The organism is Haladaptatus sp. DYF46 (assembly GCF_021083305.1).
Classification (GTDB): Archaea; Halobacteriota; Halobacteria; order Halobacteriales; family Haladaptataceae; genus Haladaptatus.
The window spans coordinates 141,832-158,541 of record NZ_JAJFAY010000008.1; the positions used below are offsets into that span (position 1 = coordinate 141,832).

General features: G+C 51.0%; 9 protein-coding genes. 7 read left to right on the forward strand and 2 right to left on the reverse strand.

Annotated elements, in window-relative coordinates:
• The first annotated feature begins 102 nt into the window (after positions 1–102).
• From LJF34_RS25085 to LJF34_RS25100, 4 genes are all read left to right on the forward strand, one after another.
• Positions 103–1,113, forward strand: a complete 1,011-nt coding sequence (locus LJF34_RS25085; RefSeq protein WP_231188780.1) for an amidohydrolase family protein — start codon at positions 103–105, stop codon at positions 1,111–1,113.
• Positions 1,114–1,388: 275 nt separating this feature from the next.
• Positions 1,389–6,689 (forward strand): family 16 glycoside hydrolase, encoded by a 5,301-nt coding sequence (locus LJF34_RS25090; RefSeq protein WP_231188782.1) that lies wholly within the window; start codon positions 1,389–1,391, stop codon positions 6,687–6,689.
• A gap of 250 nt (positions 6,690–6,939) precedes the next feature.
• On the forward strand, positions 6,940–10,338 hold the full coding sequence (locus LJF34_RS25095; protein ID WP_231188784.1) for a ThuA domain-containing protein: 3,399 nt from the start codon (positions 6,940–6,942) through the stop codon (positions 10,336–10,338).
• A 1,275-nt stretch (positions 10,339–11,613) separates the two neighbouring features.
• Complete coding sequence (locus LJF34_RS25100; protein WP_231188786.1) at positions 11,614–11,865, forward strand: hypothetical protein; 252 nt, start codon at positions 11,614–11,616, stop codon at positions 11,863–11,865.
• Between the two features lie 42 nt (positions 11,866–11,907).
• Here the strand turns inward: LJF34_RS25100 and LJF34_RS25105 are convergent, their stop codons facing one another.
• Positions 11,908–12,513, reverse strand: a complete 606-nt coding sequence (locus tag LJF34_RS25105) for a DJ-1/PfpI family protein (protein WP_231188788.1) — start codon at positions 12,511–12,513, stop codon at positions 11,908–11,910.
• Positions 12,514–13,663: 1,150 nt separating this feature from the next.
• Between LJF34_RS25105 and LJF34_RS25110 the strand changes: the two genes are divergently transcribed.
• Both LJF34_RS25110 and LJF34_RS25115 read left to right on the forward strand, forming a co-directional pair.
• Complete coding sequence (locus LJF34_RS25110) at positions 13,664–14,632, forward strand: ParA family protein (protein ID WP_231188789.1); 969 nt, start codon at positions 13,664–13,666, stop codon at positions 14,630–14,632.
• The gene (locus LJF34_RS25115) at positions 14,625–15,047 is read left to right on the forward strand and encodes a hypothetical protein (RefSeq protein ID WP_231188792.1); all 423 of its coding nucleotides are present in this window, start codon (positions 14,625–14,627) and stop codon (positions 15,045–15,047) included. Before LJF34_RS25110 ends, LJF34_RS25115 begins: the two co-directional genes overlap by 8 nt.
• A 470-nt stretch (positions 15,048–15,517) precedes the next feature.
• Here the strand turns inward: LJF34_RS25115 and LJF34_RS25120 are convergent, their stop codons facing one another.
• Positions 15,518–16,096, reverse strand: coding sequence for a hypothetical protein (locus LJF34_RS25120; RefSeq protein ID WP_231188793.1), 579 nt, complete (start codon positions 16,094–16,096; stop codon positions 15,518–15,520).
• A 119-nt stretch (positions 16,097–16,215) separates the two neighbouring features.
• On the opposite strand from LJF34_RS25120, the gene LJF34_RS25125 reads away from it, so the two are divergent.
• Positions 16,216–16,626 (forward strand): helix-turn-helix domain-containing protein, encoded by a 411-nt coding sequence (locus LJF34_RS25125; RefSeq protein ID WP_231188795.1) that lies wholly within the window; start codon positions 16,216–16,218, stop codon positions 16,624–16,626.
• Positions 16,627–16,710: the final 84 nt, after the last annotated feature.

Genomic DNA, 16,710 nt, shown 5'->3' on the forward strand with positions numbered 1-16,710 from the left:
ACAACAATTTTTGTGCCGCGACCAGTTGGTAAACAACAGTCTGATGATTGATGTGGGTATCTTCACGATACATTTATTACGACGTGAAGGTTGACTATTTCTATGCGGATCGATGTCCATAATCACTGCTTGCCGGAACCGTACGTTGATCTCCTCTTAGAATGGGACACACCAGTCGGTTTGGAGTCCGAAGGCGATCAACTATATATGACCCACCATCGCTCTGGCACGGCCAGCGTGGCGGCGGGAAATCGGATTCCTGTAAATGATGGCTTCACTGATGTAAAGGCCAGGTTTGAATGGATGGATCGCTATGATATCGAGCGGACGCTCGTGTCTGTATCCACCCCGAATCCAATTGATGAAGCGTTTACCCCTAAGCAATCGACGGAGTTAATTCGAGCCATCAACGACGGCTACGCCAACCTCCAATCACGACACCCCGACCGAATTGCTGGCCTCGGAATGCTCCCGCTTCGAGAGCCAGAGGAAGCAGTCGCCGAAGTCGACCGTATCGTCGATAGCCTGGACCTCCACGGCATTGCACTCCCCACATCGGTTAATGGACAGAAGCTATCCAGGCCGGAGTTGGAGCCCGTCTTCGATCGCATCGACGACGCTGGACTGACGGTCTTCGTCCATCCCCATGGAAACATCCTTAGTGACGAGCTCGGTCCCGACGAGTCGTTCCTCAACCCGCTGGTCGTTTTCCCCACGGACACGACGTTCCAGATTGCTCGTCTGATCTACGATGGCTTCTTCGACGATCACGATTTCGACGTTGTCCTCTCTCACATGGGCGGTGCTCTCCTTCAATTAGCCGGTCGGCTCGAACGCGGTCGCGACGAGATAGACGATCCGACTTCGCGGCCAGACAGGTCGATTCAGGCGTATCTCCGTGATTTTTACTTTGACAGCATCTCTTTTCACCGACCCGCACTCAAAGCTGCCCTCGACACCGTCGGGATCGATCAGTTCGTGTTCGGAACGGATTTTCCGTTCGATGAGGAGGATACCCGAGCCATCGTCTCCGATGTCGAAGCGACCGTCGAGTCCGAGACCGACTTGGAGCGGCTCATGTACTCGAACGCCGTCGAGCTCTTCAATTTATGAGAAATAAATGAGATATAATTGATCCTGTTCTACTTCCAACTTCGTGTGTATGATCGGAAATCCCTCTGTAGAAAAGAGCAAACAAGCGTCTTTGAAGAGCATATTATCGGCATGATAGTTACCGAAACCAATTTCGAGCTGGCGATTAACTCCATCGGGAATCCAATCTGAGTGGTGAACAACGGTAGAATTCTGCGCCCTTGGATCCCACGAATGTGAAAATTTGTATTAAATACAAAAAACTATATAGTAGAAAAATAGTTATTTGCTGAGCCATGGTAAACGACCATGACGGTAGCGATGAGTATGGAATAGACACAGTAGAGACTTCCCCATATACAATCGACAGGCGGTCATTTATGGAAATCACCGGAGGAATCGGTGTAGGAAGTCTTTTCGAGACAGTTGGTATAGTCGGCGCCCAGACAGGAGGTGATACTGTAATCGAACTCGAAGCCGTTCGGCGGGAGGCAACCGGAAGCCCTACCGACCCAGACGGTGACGGGCTTTACGAAGATTTTGACGGCTCCGGTTCGACGACGTACGCAGATGTCGTCAGCTTCTTTGATCATTTTGATGACGACGAAGTACAAAGTCGAGCAGAGGATTTCGATTTTAACCAGAACGATCGACTCGACTTTGACGACATCGTCACCCTCTTCGAAGACGAAATCTCCGACGGTGGATCCGACGACTCGAACGGAACTTACGCGTGGCTTGGTGTCTCGCCTGAAGAGATTGCGGATCGATTAAACCCGACGCTCTCACTGACCGCCGGCCAAAGCTACACGGTCGAGTGGACCAATAGGACGGGCGAATCTCACGACTTCGTTATCGTCGACGCCGCTGGCAACGAGCTCGTCTCATCATCGACCGTGGACGAAGAAGGTAGCACTCAGTCAGTCGAATTCCAAGCGACCGAAGAGATGGCCGAGTACTATTCCAGTACGTACTCGGACTCCCAGCGCGGAATCATCGAAATCAGCGGTGGTACCTCAAGCCCACCAGTTGTCTCGCCGAACGAGATCGGTATCGGTGCGTCACCATCCTCGGATGCGACGGTCCTGTGGAACGGCGAGGAGGCGACGCTTGATCAGTGGCACCACCGTGATGGGAATTCGGTAGAGTGGACTGACGAGGGCGAGTATTTCCAAGTAAATGGAGGGACCGGAGATATTCTCTCGGACGCGGAACTCGGGGATTGTCACCTCCACCTCGAATGGCGCGCACCCGAGAACGTCAGCGGGGAAGGACAGTCTCGAAACAATAGTGGTGTGAAACTCATGGACCGCTACGAGTTCCAGATCCTCGACAACTACGAGAACCCTACGTACGCCGATGGATGGGCGGGGGCGTACTACGGGCAAGCTCCACCACTGGTGAGTCCGCTTCGCCCAGCTGGACAGTGGCAGGCATACGACATCATCTGGCACTCACCGCGCTTCGAGGACGGTGAGCTGGTGCGGCCAGCACAGGCTACGTTGCTGGTTAACGGCGTGATCGTCCTCGCACACCTGAATATAGACGGGATCAGCGGTGGTACTATCGAGCCGTACGAGCCACATCCGCCCGAGGCGTCAGTGATGCTGCAAGATCATCAGAGCGACGCACCGCCGCAGTTCCGTAATATATGGTACCGACCGCTGGAGGAAGATCCAGTCGAATCGGGCGATACCGATCTCCCCGAGTACGATACCACGGCCGGACGCGGGCAACCACCAGCCGTTACGCCCACTGGACCAGCAACAGAAGGGAATCCACCCTCGGACGCACGTGTCTTGCTCGGCGACAACGGGCTGGACGACTGGACGAGCGTCGGTGGTGGAGATCCCGGCTGGGCAGTGAATCAGGACTACGTCGAGGTCGTTCCCGGCAAAGGTGATATTCGAACCAAAGAATCCTTCGGTGATTCACAGGTTCACCTCGAATGGCGAGTCCCAGAGGACGTCGAGGGCGGGGGACTCGACCGTGGTAACAGCGGCCTGTTGATGATGGGAAAGTACCAGATCCAGATTCTAGACAACGACGGAAACCCCGTCGATCCCGTAAGATGGGTTGGATCCTATCCTGATCAGGCCGCACCGCAGGTGAGTCCGATCCGCTCGCAAAGAGAGTGGCAAACGCTCGATGTCGTCTGGCAGGGACCGCGATTCGATGGTGATACATTGGAAAAACCCGCACAGGTGACGGTCCTATTGAACGAGACGGTCGTACAGTCTCGACTCGTAGCGGATGGACCAAACCTCGAGGGGACCGTCGGCACCTACGAACCACATCCCTCCGACGGACCGATCCGACTTGAGGACGGCGGCGATCCCATTCAGTTCCGGAATCTCTGGCAACGGTCGCTTGACTCGACCATTGACGTCGGTCGTCTCTCGGCTCCCTATGGGCTGAACGTCGGCGGCGTCTCCTCGGGTCGCTCCGACCTCTCGCCGGGCGACACCGTCGAGATTGGCGGCGTCGAGTACGAACCGTACACCGAAACGATTGCACCCGATCCGGCGGTGACGCTCATCGGTCAGCACAATGAGAGTGGTGCAAACGGAGATGCCAAAGAGATCGAGGGGATTGACGCTGACAAAATCTACCAGACGATGATGTGGAGTACGGACTCGTTCGGCTACGAGATTTTGATGGAGCCCGGGGCGTACAACGTAACGTTCCACGTCGCGGAGCTCAACTTCACGCCAGAGGCAGGTCCGGAACAACAGCGCACGTTCTCCGCGTACGTACAGGGAGAACCGGTCTTCGAGGGGCTCGAAACATGGGACAAACCCCAACAGGCCATCTCCCGGACGATCGAGGGGATCCAGATCGAGGACGAACCACTGGTGATCGAACTCGAGTCCTCGGTGGAGAACCCCATGGTCAACGCTATCGAGATTCAGGACGCAGATGATCCGTACGCCGGTAACCCGGCTGTGCCACCGGAGGAGGCACTCGACACCTTCGACCTCCCCGACGGGTGGACGATCGAACAGGTCGCCGCCGAGCCGATGTTGGACAGTCCCGTTGACATCAAGTGGGACGCGAAAGGCCGCATGTGGGTCGTCGAGATGCCGGATTACATGGCACTCGTCCCCGGCGATGGCCGTGGTGGTGATCCACCCGGGAATTACGGTGACTGGGGCAACGCCGAGATGAGTCTGGAGGAGTTGACCGGCTGGGGTGACGAACTCACTAATGCGGAGCCAAACGGCGTCATAAAGATGCTAGCGGATACTGACGACGATGGTGTTATGGATGAGGTAACGACGTTCGCCGACGACCTTACTCTATCCCGTTCACTCTCCTTGCTCGGTGACGAAGAAGCTGTCATGATCGCTCATTCTGGATCAAACTTCACTGCCGCAGACCTATTCACGGCGATCGACCAGGACGGCGACCTTTCTGCCGATAGTGCCGAGACAGTCAAGAGCAATTGGGTCAGTGAAGACAATCCAGAGCACACGAGCAACGGTCTCAACTTCAATCTAAACAACTGGCTCTACAGTGCAAACTCCGGCGACCGATTCCGGTATCGTAACGGAGATATCGAGGAGCAGAACACGCATGGCCGTGGTCAGTGGGGAATCACTCAGGACGATTACGGCCGTCTGTATACTACCACGAATCCTAACTGGTTGTACGCGGATCTTGTCCCGAACAATGGCGATTATCTCCTGCGAGGGTCGAGTGACGGCTCCACCGGTGTCATGACTAATGTTGCTCCGGATCACACTGTGTATCCGATACAGGAGGTCTGGGGAACGAATCGAAGTTATCCAGGGGGACCAGCGTCGCACCGCGACGATGGTCGTCTCGAATCAGTTACTGCGGTTTCTAGCCCGGATATCTATCGTGGAGATATTTTCCCCGAGGAACTCTCCAACGATGCGTTCGTCCCGGAACCGGCTGCCCACGTAGTCGCCCACTTCTCCATCGAGGACGACGAGAGCGGTCTCGGGCTCGCTGTCGAACACGAAGTCTACGACAATGAAGAATGGGGTCAACAAGACTTCCTATCCTCTTCAGACGAAGTGTTCCGGCCGATAAACGTCAAAACAGGACCTGACGGCGCGCTATATATCGTCGATATGTATAATGGTATCTTCCAGCATAACAGGTTCCTTACGGACTATCTTGCGGAATACTTCCTTCAAAACAACCTTCACAAGGTTCCAGCAGCTGGCCGAATCTACCGCGTCTACCCCGAGGGTGCGAAACTCGACGATCCACCAGCACTCGACGAACTCCCACCCGAAGAACTCGCTGCACAACTCGAGAGCAGTAACGGCTGGGTTCGAAAGACTGCACAACGGTTGATCGTCCAAGAGCAGATGACGGATACCGTTTCCTCGCTTCGAGAGATCGCACAAGAGAGCGATGACTCGCTCGCTCGGATGCACGCACTGTGGGCGCTGGACGGCCTGCACGCGATTGACGCCGACTCAGTCTTTTCCGTCATGGATGATGTTGAAGACTCACACGTTCTCGCTGGAGCGATGCAGATCGGAGAAGCGCTGCTCGAAACCGACGATGCAGGGACGTACGTTGATCGACTTATCGACTTTGCCGACGCTGATCAGATCCGTCTCGTGATTCAAGCGGCTGCTTCTCTCGGCGGGGTCGCCGACAGTGACCTCCAAGAGGAAGCTCGACCTGTACTCGAGGATCTCCTCCGGAACTATGAAAGCAATGACTACGTTAAAGAAGCCGTCCACTCCTCTCCCGAGATGGATATCTCCGTGGACGCTGAGCCAGTATCGGCTCCATTCGGATTCAATGCGGCGGGGGGTGAAAAAGACGGAACGGTCACTATCGACGGGATAGAGTTCATTGAAGAGTCATTAGCTGTGGCTGTATCCGGTGACGCAGGTGCAAGTGGAAGCAATGAAGCTGTATCTCCAAGTACTACCAACAACTCGATCGCAGGAACGGAACACGACTTGTTGTATCAGAGTATGCAGTACGGGGGGAATCTCTCGTATGAGATTAGCATCGAGAACGGAACCTACGATGTAGCGTTGTATTTCATAGAGTATGTCTGGAACCAGGCAGGGAAACGCGTCTTCGACGTCTCGGTTGAAGGAGAAACCGTGTATTCCCCACTGGATATCTATGCGGAAGCCGGCAGCAACACGGCTCTAACGAAGACCGTAGAAAATGTCGAGATTAATGACGGCACGCTCACGATCAGCTCAACCACGGAAGTGGACAACTCGTCGCTCTGTGGATTCGTCATCCGATCATCGAATTCCAATGGAGGGGATGTAATCACCCCCGGAGCAACGATCGAATTGGGAGGAGAGGTCAATGGTTGGACTGGCAGAGTACCGGATCTGATCGAGGGAGAATCCAACCCGACGCTCTCGCTGAAGGCAGGCGAGAGTTATACGGTTGCTTGGGAGAACCTCGATGGTGCACCACATGACCTCCAAATCCTTGATTCGAACGGAAACGAGCTCGTAGGAACCGAGACCGTTTCATCCGAGGGAGAGGTTGCGTCAGTCGAGTTCACTGCCACCGAAGAGATGGTGGAGTACTATTGCTCGTTCCACCCTGACCAGATGAGGGGGACAGTCACACTCTGAGACACCCAGTTCTCAAGAATTCCACATTTATGGCAATTATTTGCTAGAGATAAAGTACAATATATCCACCGTTGAATTTAAAAATCCTCTCGTCCCATTTTATTTCCGTACATTATGCTGTTGAATAATACGCAAATTACTTATGTTTTCTATGTAATTAAGGTTTGTGAGGAATCCAGAAACCAGCGGTAGCGAAAAGATTAGCACTGCGTATAGAAGACAAGTACTCCAAACAGTCGGCGGTCTCAGTATGGCAGGACTCGCAGGAGCAGCCAGCGGTAAACCTCCATCAAGTACCGACGATGTATTGGCTCAGACTCAGTCACCTTCCGTTGGAAGCGATCCTGCTATCCTGATTGTATCCTTAACACCGGGTTACCGGCATGGGTCCATCCCCGCTGGAAATCAAGCGATAAAGGAATTAGGGGACAAAATCGCCGAAGAGAGTGGCGCTGAGGAAGTTAGAGTCGATCTCATCGATAGTGAGAATGATACCACACCTCCGACAGAATTTCCAACTGATGTCGAGGAACTCAATCAGTACGACGTCCTCGTCTTCAACAGCAGCAACGACGCCAATCCCCCACAGAGTACCGAGACAGTCGTATTGAACGAAGAACAGGCGGACGCCTTCGAAGAGTATATCCGCTCAGGCGGTGGATTCGTCGGCATCCACTCCGCCGTCGACAACCAGACCGACGGATCGTTCTTCAACGGCATGTTCCAAACGTACTACAAGGACCATCCCGACGGAACCCAGCACGGACAGATTCACGTCACCGATCGCGTCCACCCTTCTACGAAGAATCTCCCTCTCGAGTGGAACCTCGAAGCCGAGTGGTACAATTTCACCCGAAACCCCCGTGGGAACGTCCACGTTCTCTGCACGGCCGACGAGAGCACGTACGATGAGCTGGGTTACGACGGCGGCGAGATGGAGGGGACTGATCACCCAATCTCGTGGTGTCAAAACGTCGACGGCGGACGTGCATGGTACACGGGACTGGGACACCTTCCCGAGCAATTCGAAGACGAGACGTTTCGTGAACACCTCCTCGGCGGAATCATGTGGGCGGCCGGTTACGTCGACGGCGAGGCCACAGGTACTATCTGGGACACAAAGGGGTACGACCAGGTCGTCGGCAGCCTGACCGACCCGACGGCAATGGCCGTCACGGACGACGGACAGGTGTTTTTCACCCACGGCGGTACCAACCGCGAAGTTTCGGACGAACCAGCCAGGATCAGTGTATACGATCCCGAAACGGAATCCGTCTCGGAGGCGCTGAGTTTCGACATCTACACAGGTGAAAACACAGGTCTGTTCGGACTCGAACTCGATCCGGATTTCACGGAGAACGGGTGGGTCTACCTTCAATACGCGCCACTAGGTGAGTCAGTCAACCGGATATCGCGGTTTACGTATTCGGACGGCAGCATCGACCTCTCCACGGAAAAACAACTACTCGACGTCGATACACAGCGTGAGACCTGCTGTCATGCGGGTGGAGATATGCAATTCGGACCTGATGGACGACTGTATATCGCAACTGGAGACGACACCAACCCGTTCCACTCGAGCGGGTACGCCCCTATTGACGAGCGCGAGGGACGCAAGTACTACGACGCTCAGCGAACAGCCGGTAACACGGCCGATCTTCGGGGTAGCATTCTACGAATCGAACCCCAGGACGACGGGTCGTACACCATCCCTGAGGACAACCTCTTCACTGAGACGAATGGTTATGGCGACGAAATCGACAACGGCCTTGTCCGCCCAGAAATCTACGTGCTCGGGTGTCGGAACCCATTCAGACTGCATGTCGATTCGAAGACGGGTCACCTGTGGTATTCCGACTATGGCCCCGACGCCGACGCGTGGGACGCTGAACGCGGCCCGCCAGGTATCGTCGAGTTCAACAGAGTGAGCGAAGCTCACTTCTCCGGCTGGCCGTACTTCGTTGGACCAAATATTCCGTTCAAAGACTACGACTTCGAGACCGAAACAGCAAACGGTGCATTCGACCCGGAGAATCCGACGAACAATTCACCGAACAACACCGGGCTCACGGACCTACCACCGGCCCGCGAGGCGACGATCTACTATCCCGCTAACTGGAGCGCACTCGTCGATGACGTTCCTGACTACGCACAGGACTACCTTCCAGAGGAACCACCCTTCCCGGAAGTCGAAGGAGGTGCGCCGATGGTGGGTCCCGTTTATCGAAACCAACCGGAGTTCGGCGATGACGCCCTGTCAGAATACTACGACGGTAAGTACTTCATGATGGAGTACAACCGGGGATGGATCCAGTATGTGACGTTCGACGACGACGGAGAGGTTTTAGAAATTGAGCCGTTCATGTCGGATACGAACTTCGGGATAAATTGGGAGATGGAAACCGCACCGGATGGAAGTATCTACCACATGGATTTCACCGGCAGTGTGAACCGGATTACCGGTGGATCCCTATCCGCCGCTTCAGTTTCAATCGGCCTCGAGGAAGACTCGCTTCAACCCGGACAGTCGACCACCGGCACCATCACGATCAGGAATATCTCCGAGAACGACCTGTCGGACGTCGAAATATCCGTCGCCTCGAGCGAGGAGAAAATTCAAGTCACGCCGTCATCGCAGACGGCGTTCGACTCAATAGCACCCGGCGAAAGCAAGTCCGTCGAGTACGAGGTCAACATCGGATCGGATGCGGCCCAGGGTTCCTACGACGTGGAGACCGAGGTTTCGTTCGCCTACGAGGGAGAGAATCGGTCGGTTTCATCGAGTGTGTCGGTTTCGGTTTCGGATCCACAAGCGAGCGACCAGTACTTCTGGCAGGCGTCGGAATACGAAGCAGGAACCCAGCCGGATACTTGGAAACCCAAAGCCAACGTCGAGGAGTGGGGAATCAAGGAGGATGACGACGGAGCGTATCTCGGACTGGAAGGGTCGGCGGAACAGCGTACAAGTTTGCGATTTACTGAACCCGACAAGGCCGTAGAAATGGAGGTATGGGCCCGTGCAAAATCGGTCGACGAGAGCGGTGACTACTGGGTGTACGGACGCGGATACGGCGAGGATAAGCCACAGGCCGACCTCACCGCGGCTCGTGCTGACGACTACATCGTCGAGAACCAGTTTCGGCTCTCAGCGTACGATAACGGGAATCTGGCGATCGGCGAGTCGGTTGACCACGTTGGTGCGGATGAACTGTACGAGGTTCGACTACAGGTCTCTGGGAACACCATGCGAGCGCGGTGGTGGCCAACTAGTGCAGAAGAACCCAACGAGTGGGACCTTGAGGGGTCCGCGCCCACAGAAGAGCCCGGCTACGCCGGACTCGGCCATTGGATCGGCGAGTCCTATCAGATCTACGCTTTCGGGGTCGGCGTCGGTGGAGCCGCGGCCCCCACGTCACAACTCAGCGATCAACCCCCAGCCGTCGTAGGCGATTCGAAGCCAACCGACCCGGACGGTGACGGGCTATATGAGGACGTCAATGGAGACGGTGAAGCCAACTACGACGATATCGTCGATCTCTTCGACAACTATGATGACTCGGCCGTCCAGGACAATGCGTATGCTTACGATTTCAACGACAACGGCAATCTCGACTTCGATGACATCGTCGAGTTCTTCCGCTCGCTGTAATTACTTGTTTATTATTTTTTGAACACTCATAATACGAGAGATTTCTCAAATAGTAAGCCACACCACGACGTTTAATGATAAGAAGTACAAAATCAAATGACATTTTTTCAAGGAGTAAGTGGCGTTTGTATGGATGAATTGAAAATCCAGATTCTGAATAATTTACCTGCTCTATTGTTGGATTTTCCAAAATATATTTTCTAAGCACAGATAACACATAGTGAATTCTGAAATTCAACGTTATCTCAACATATATGTGGAATACCAAGAGAAGCTAAAGAAATATTCCTCGACAATATGTTTATAATTTCAGAATTGTTGATTATTTTGATCTCATCGGAATTTGATTACTGTTTGGTCTGATTCTCACTTGTATTTCTGAGTACTCGTGTTTTGCGGTGGCTAAGATTACATAAGTAGTATTGTAAAGGAACCGGGTTTTTCTGCACGTGTTTGAAGCGGAATATAAGAATCTCACTCTAAGAATTCTATAGCACAAACAATGAAAACAAATGGGAAGTCTAACTAATCAAGATTGAGAATCAAGAAGTTCACAGCAGTATCTTGATTTGACCTAGAGGACTGGTTAGAGAGACGTTAGGGACGATGATTACTCCAGTGACTATATTAGCCTTTAGAGGCTCGTGGGAATTTACCATGACCACCCTTAATGTCTCTTGGAAAAGTTGGGGATCTCGTTCGTAGAAGAAGGACCACAATGAAGACGACTTGCGGACTGGCTTAGAGAAATACTGTGCAAATACTTGCTCGGACAGCATAGTTATATATCTCCCGGTTTTATTCAATTGCCTGCCATGACATCAGATGGTAATCAAACGCCAAATTCAACAGCAAACAGATTCGTCAGTCGCTCCCACTACGCCGCAGAGAGTATCTCAAATTTACTGGAACAGCCACTACAGGGACGTTCACAGCGATAAAAGGTGTGACTGCAAAAGACAACATTTCGCAGAATGGTAACAAGGATACTAATCTCCATTCCCCGAGTAATTCACTCTATCTATACCGAATCAAGGATGGCAATCCCGTCGAAATGTCCTCTACCTCTGTGGATTTTGACTCGCATGTTGATGAATGGATTGAGGGAACGATAATCTGGGACACAGGGATGCTATTAGCTGCAATCTTATTGACTCCCAAGGTACTGAGATCTGTAGAGTGTCTGCATCTGACGATAGCTTTAGTCAAGGTGGCATCGGGTTCCGAGCTGAGAAAACGGATGAGTCATCCGGCATCATAGTCGACAATGTGCGAATGATCTCTCTAGACGATAACACTAGTGACAGACCAGGTCCTGTAGTCGGCGATTCGAAGCCAGCGGATTTAGACGGTAATGGCAAGTATGAGGACATCAACGGTGACGGAGAGGGGAACTACGATGACGTCGTAGATTTCTTTAACAACTTCGAGGTTTCAGCCGTGCAGGAGAATTCAGATGCGTTTGATTTCAATGAGAACGGCTATCTGGACTTCGATGATATCATCGAACTCTCTCGTTCGTATTGAAAGTTCAAATTTTTAAAAATGAAGGATTTTCTATCTAGGTCATCAGTCGTCGGTAGCCTGAGTGACTTCCTCGGACTCTAGCGCATCAGCAATTGTTTCACAGAACTCCGGTAGATTGTCTGGACGCCGCCCGGTCACGATGTTCCCATCTCGAACAGTACCGGTGTCTTTGACCGTTGCACCGGCGTTCGCGAGATCCGTGTGTATTTCCTGCACCCCACACACCTCCCGATCCTCGATGAGGTCAGCCTCGACCAGAATCCATGGACCGTGACAGATCGCGGCCACAAGCTTTCCGGCTTCGAAGATTTCTTTCGTGAGTTCGATGACTTCCGAAACAGAACGCAGGTGGTCCGGAGAAAATCCTCCAGGAAAGAGGATACAGTCAATGCTCTCTGCGTCTAGTTCCTCGAGGTCAGCGACCGTGTAATGGACCCCCTCTTGCAGGATAATCGGGGGCGCAGGAGTACCGAACCGGCCTCGAACAGGTTCCTGATCCGACCCTTCATGGGCATTGAAGCCTGCGTTGATCGGCACTAACTGAACGTCTGCTCCTTGGTGAGACAGTTGGAGAAGGCAGTACTCCATTTCGATATCCTCGAATTCATGCCCAACAAGAATCGCTACCGTCTTATTTTCGGACACCATGTGATATTACACCACTAGAAAAACATCAGATAAATATTAAACCTTTCGGAAAATAGAACAGTTACAACGTAGCTACGGTCACCCTCTTGAACGTTCATAAGAGACCGTAATCCGCTCGCCAAGCAAGAATCGCCGAGAACATTTCCTCAGAGAGTGACAAGGAAGGCTAGATCCACTCTTGGAAACTCTTTGATTGTCGTCAAGGAAGTAGCGCACAGATATCGCAAGGGCTCCGGGGTGGTTGCACTTCCGCTTAGAGAACAAAGCGGCAGTGGACGAGACACCACCACTTCCAGTGTAACCACCCGATAGATGCGCTCTATCTCCCGTGAAAAACCACACAATGGTTGATAAATCCTATGACGCAATATCAAATCTGTGCATTCGGGAGAAGAGACTACTTCGGCTATAGAGACTCTAGATTGTTCGGTTTCAAGCGATTCTAATGCCTGCATCAAATTCAAATTGGAATTGGAACCCAATTCTGGTTAGCATCCAAACTCATTCACGATTTACCGATTAGTTGAGCCAGCGCTGCCGTATCGGCTTCAAAATAATCGACATCGCATAAATAATCATGATTCTCTATTAAGTTTCCAACCTGACCTATGGACGTCTATGCATTGAATGCATCAGTTCAATTGTTGACCACCATAGTAATTACTGAGTTAGCTAATTGAGCACAGTAGGCAAAGCCCACTAAGTTGGTAAAAGCCTTATGTAATCCTCGAGTGGGAGCTTCAAGTGAGAACCAGATCAAATTTAACAAAAATCATGGAGATAATATTCTGTACTTTTATGAGATTGATAAAAGACTACAAAACCGACTAGATATCAATCTGAATGCTGGATTATCGACCACAAGGCGGAATTACTCAAAAAGGACCTAACTACTAAGCCAACATAGTTGACTTTGCTAAGACAGCCAACTTAGTAGACTCAGTAAACTTAACAGACGATGTAGTCTTTGCAGACGGTGGAGAGCCTGCGAAGTTAAACATGTGTACAGAGTTCACTAATTCTACGAACACAGCCCATTTTGCTGACTTATGTCTGACGAACTTTTATCATCTGATCCCAACGAGTTGTATGGGAATATGGTAGCGCTAAGAAACAGACTTAGCATACCTCGCACGCAAGTTGTTAAAATATGAATTCGACAACCAAAACATACCAAATTCCAAATATGACCAGTGAAACAGTCGAAGTCAAAGATGTGGAAAGAGAACCGATTACTGGACAAGCAGTAAGCGTGAATATGCTAAAAGGAGGTGTTGGGAAGTCCATTCTCGCACTGAATATCGCTGATCGGTTGTCTGTCCGTGGTCACGATGTTCTGTTTATTGATCTTGACCCGAACGGCCACATAACAGAAAGTCTTGGGTACGAAGACGTATTTGCCGATCCAACCCACGATCTTACGAATATAGTTATTCACGAATACGGTGAATTCGAAGAGTATATTTATCCTACAGATTGGGAATGGGACTTTGTCCCTGCCTCGGTTAAACTGAGTACCCTCGAGAGTGAATTGAGTGATAACAGCATCACTCTCCTCAAAAGAAACTTTGTCCAACCGCTCCTTGAGAATGAAGAATACGATTATATTATCATGGACGGTGGAGGAGAGTGGAGTCATATTGCGAAGGCAGCATACGGAGCGGCCGCTCGCACTATAATTCCGATTCCACCAGGAGATATGAATCGGTCAGGATTTAAACGAACCTATGACCGGGTTATTAGTGAAATGCCTGACGAGTTAGACTTCAAAATTCTCGCAATCGTACCGAACATGATAACAGAGTTCATTAAACACGATAAAGCCGATAGACGCCTACTCGAAAACTTAAATCGATCAGAAACATTCTCTAAATATCTTCCCTCATTTGCTCGTATCCCGCCAAAAGATTGGGATGCTATCGATTCTGGTGAGATAGACGTTCCAAAACCGGGGCTGCGGAAGAATTCGAATCTTGAGAATGCACTAGAAGAAGAAAATATGCCATTTGGACGGTACATCGAAATACAGGATTCGATAAGTCAGAACGACGAACTAACGCTCAACCATTTGGACGAGCTAGCTCGGATTATTGAGCAAGGAGGAGTTACCAATGAGTGAATTTGATGACTTTGTCACTCGAGATGAAAATGAGGAAAAAAGGCACCAACCAAAAAAGTCAAAGCGTGAATCAGAGACCTCTGCTGTGGATAAAAAAGAATCTCAAGCCTCGAAGACAGAAATGTCAGGAATGGTTGATGATCCAGAGGCAACACAAGACCAAAAAACGGAAATAACAAATAGTAATTCGAAAACTTGGAATCGCGAACAGTTTGCGATGTTCTTCAAAGAAGCAGAAGTCTTTGGGTATGAGGATCTTATGTACGATGCGAAGGGGGACTTAAAGAGAGAATACAATGTTAGAAACGACAAACGATATGAGATCGATCAGGCATTTATCGAGTTAGCACTCGAACGGATCAGCTCAGAAGATCTCGCAAAGCGTCTGATCGAAAATCGTGGATTCGATCTCTAAGAAGCGTACCGTCTACAATTTTGCTCGTGGTAACTGAGCGAGTTCTCACAATGAGCAATCAACAGATTAACTATTTTTGTGCATGGATAAGTGTTATCACTACTCAAGTTCGTTGATGATGCCAACTTATTTTTCTTCTCATCTAGGGACAATGAAGAAGGTACTGAACTAAAGGACTTTGACTGCAACAGCCTCGGTGACTTCTCATGTTGGCCATGCATGAGGACAGGATGGAAGATGCCACCGAACTAACTACTACTTCAGCTTTTTTGTCCCCTGTCATGGCAAGTTGTTGCCCCGGCTACTACCGATCAGTGAGCGTTCGCGGTGAGTGCGGATGCAACAACTGACGATCCCTCTAAGAGGCTTATTGATACTCTTCGATCTGCTCGTCCTTATCTAGACGAAGACAATAACAGGAACAGTACAGATAGAGTAACAAGCAGAATAGCACAGTATCCGATTGATAGCTAAGGGAGTGCTTCAACACATTCCATAAGATCGTCTTCCGACTGCCAGATACACGGGCGGTCTGCATCGTTGAGCATGTCAAAGATTGCAGTCTGCATTCCGCTATACGGCTTTTCAAGATTGACGTTCGTATCGACCTCACCAGAATCAATGCCGGAATAGTCACGCTTGAAGACACGTGTCTTCGTAAAATAGGCCTCTAAAGCAGTGAAATACCCCTGTTCGACGAGAAAGCCACCACTATCGTGTTCGGTTACACCGACTAGATAATCAGTATAATCCGCCAGAAGTCGGAATTTGACGTACGTGTTGACCCATTCGCTTCGAATATCCACCATCAGAAATGCGTAGGTATCGGTTCGCCGATTGAGACGATCTTTGACCAATTGAAGCCGATATATTTCCGGTCGTCCGTAGCTACCGAGAACGAAGTAAGCGGACTCATTTGTGAAAATGGGCGATAATTCTGCAACACTGTGTTTGAGCTCTTCATATTCTTGTGGGGTGAGCGATGTGCTATGGAGATGTTCTTTGGCTTTCTCAGCGATATCTGCCGGAGTTTGTTCGTCCGTTCCCATTGTTTTCGTAGTCTCAATCGCAGTGTATCAATGTAGCGACTTCATCGGTGACTACATCACAATAGACCGATTCGTATTTCGGCGAAACGCTTTTGCACTCACTACTCGAAGAAACAAGTATGAGCACGTCTGGCCACACATCGTCTGACCTCGACAATGTTCGGAAACGGTTGAACGTCGTCACTCAGGAGACTCGGTTTTCACTTATTCAGGACATCCTGGGACATCCATCACAACTTCCAACGTTGAAAGAACTAGACTATGTAAACCCAAGTAAAAGCCAAACTACGATTCGTCAACATCTTCAACAACTCGTCGATGTAGGTATCCTGGAAGAGGTGTTCCTCCCTGACGAGCAACGACAGAACAACCTCCCGTACAAGTTCTATGGAATTAGTGACGAAGGACGGGCGTTCCTCGACGAACATGGACTCTTGCGTGCCGAAGAAACATTGCAGACGATATTTGCTCGGGTCGAAAAATCTGACGCGATCAAACGGTACCAGACTGCACCTCGCCCTGATCAGTGATGAGACGGGACTACTGCAACCACCCACACCACACTTCCGCAGTCCGTGTCGTTTATAAACCAGACACACACCACTCTTCCGGAG

Bases quoted from the DNA above. Each gene is read 5' to 3' on its own strand.
- LJF34_RS25120 (WP_231188793.1), bottom strand. From the start codon at position 16,096: ATGGGAACGGACGAACAAACTCCGGCAGATATCGCTGAGAAAGCCAAA.
- LJF34_RS25115 (WP_231188792.1), top strand. From the start codon at position 14,625: ATGAGTGAATTTGATGACTTTGTCACTCGAGATGAAAATGAGGAAAAA.
- LJF34_RS25105 (WP_231188788.1), bottom strand. From the start codon at position 12,513: ATGGTGTCCGAAAATAAGACGGTAGCGATTCTTGTTGGGCATGAATTC.
- LJF34_RS25090 (WP_231188782.1), top strand. From the start codon at position 1,389: ATGGTAAACGACCATGACGGTAGCGATGAGTATGGAATAGACACAGTA.
- LJF34_RS25125 (WP_231188795.1), top strand. From the start codon at position 16,216: ATGAGCACGTCTGGCCACACATCGTCTGACCTCGACAATGTTCGGAAA.
- LJF34_RS25110 (WP_231188789.1), top strand. From the start codon at position 13,664: ATGAATTCGACAACCAAAACATACCAAATTCCAAATATGACCAGTGAA.
- LJF34_RS25095 (WP_231188784.1), top strand. From the start codon at position 6,940: ATGGCAGGACTCGCAGGAGCAGCCAGCGGTAAACCTCCATCAAGTACC.
- LJF34_RS25100 (WP_231188786.1), top strand. From the start codon at position 11,614: ATGATCTCTCTAGACGATAACACTAGTGACAGACCAGGTCCTGTAGTC.
- LJF34_RS25085 (WP_231188780.1), top strand. From the start codon at position 103: ATGCGGATCGATGTCCATAATCACTGCTTGCCGGAACCGTACGTTGAT.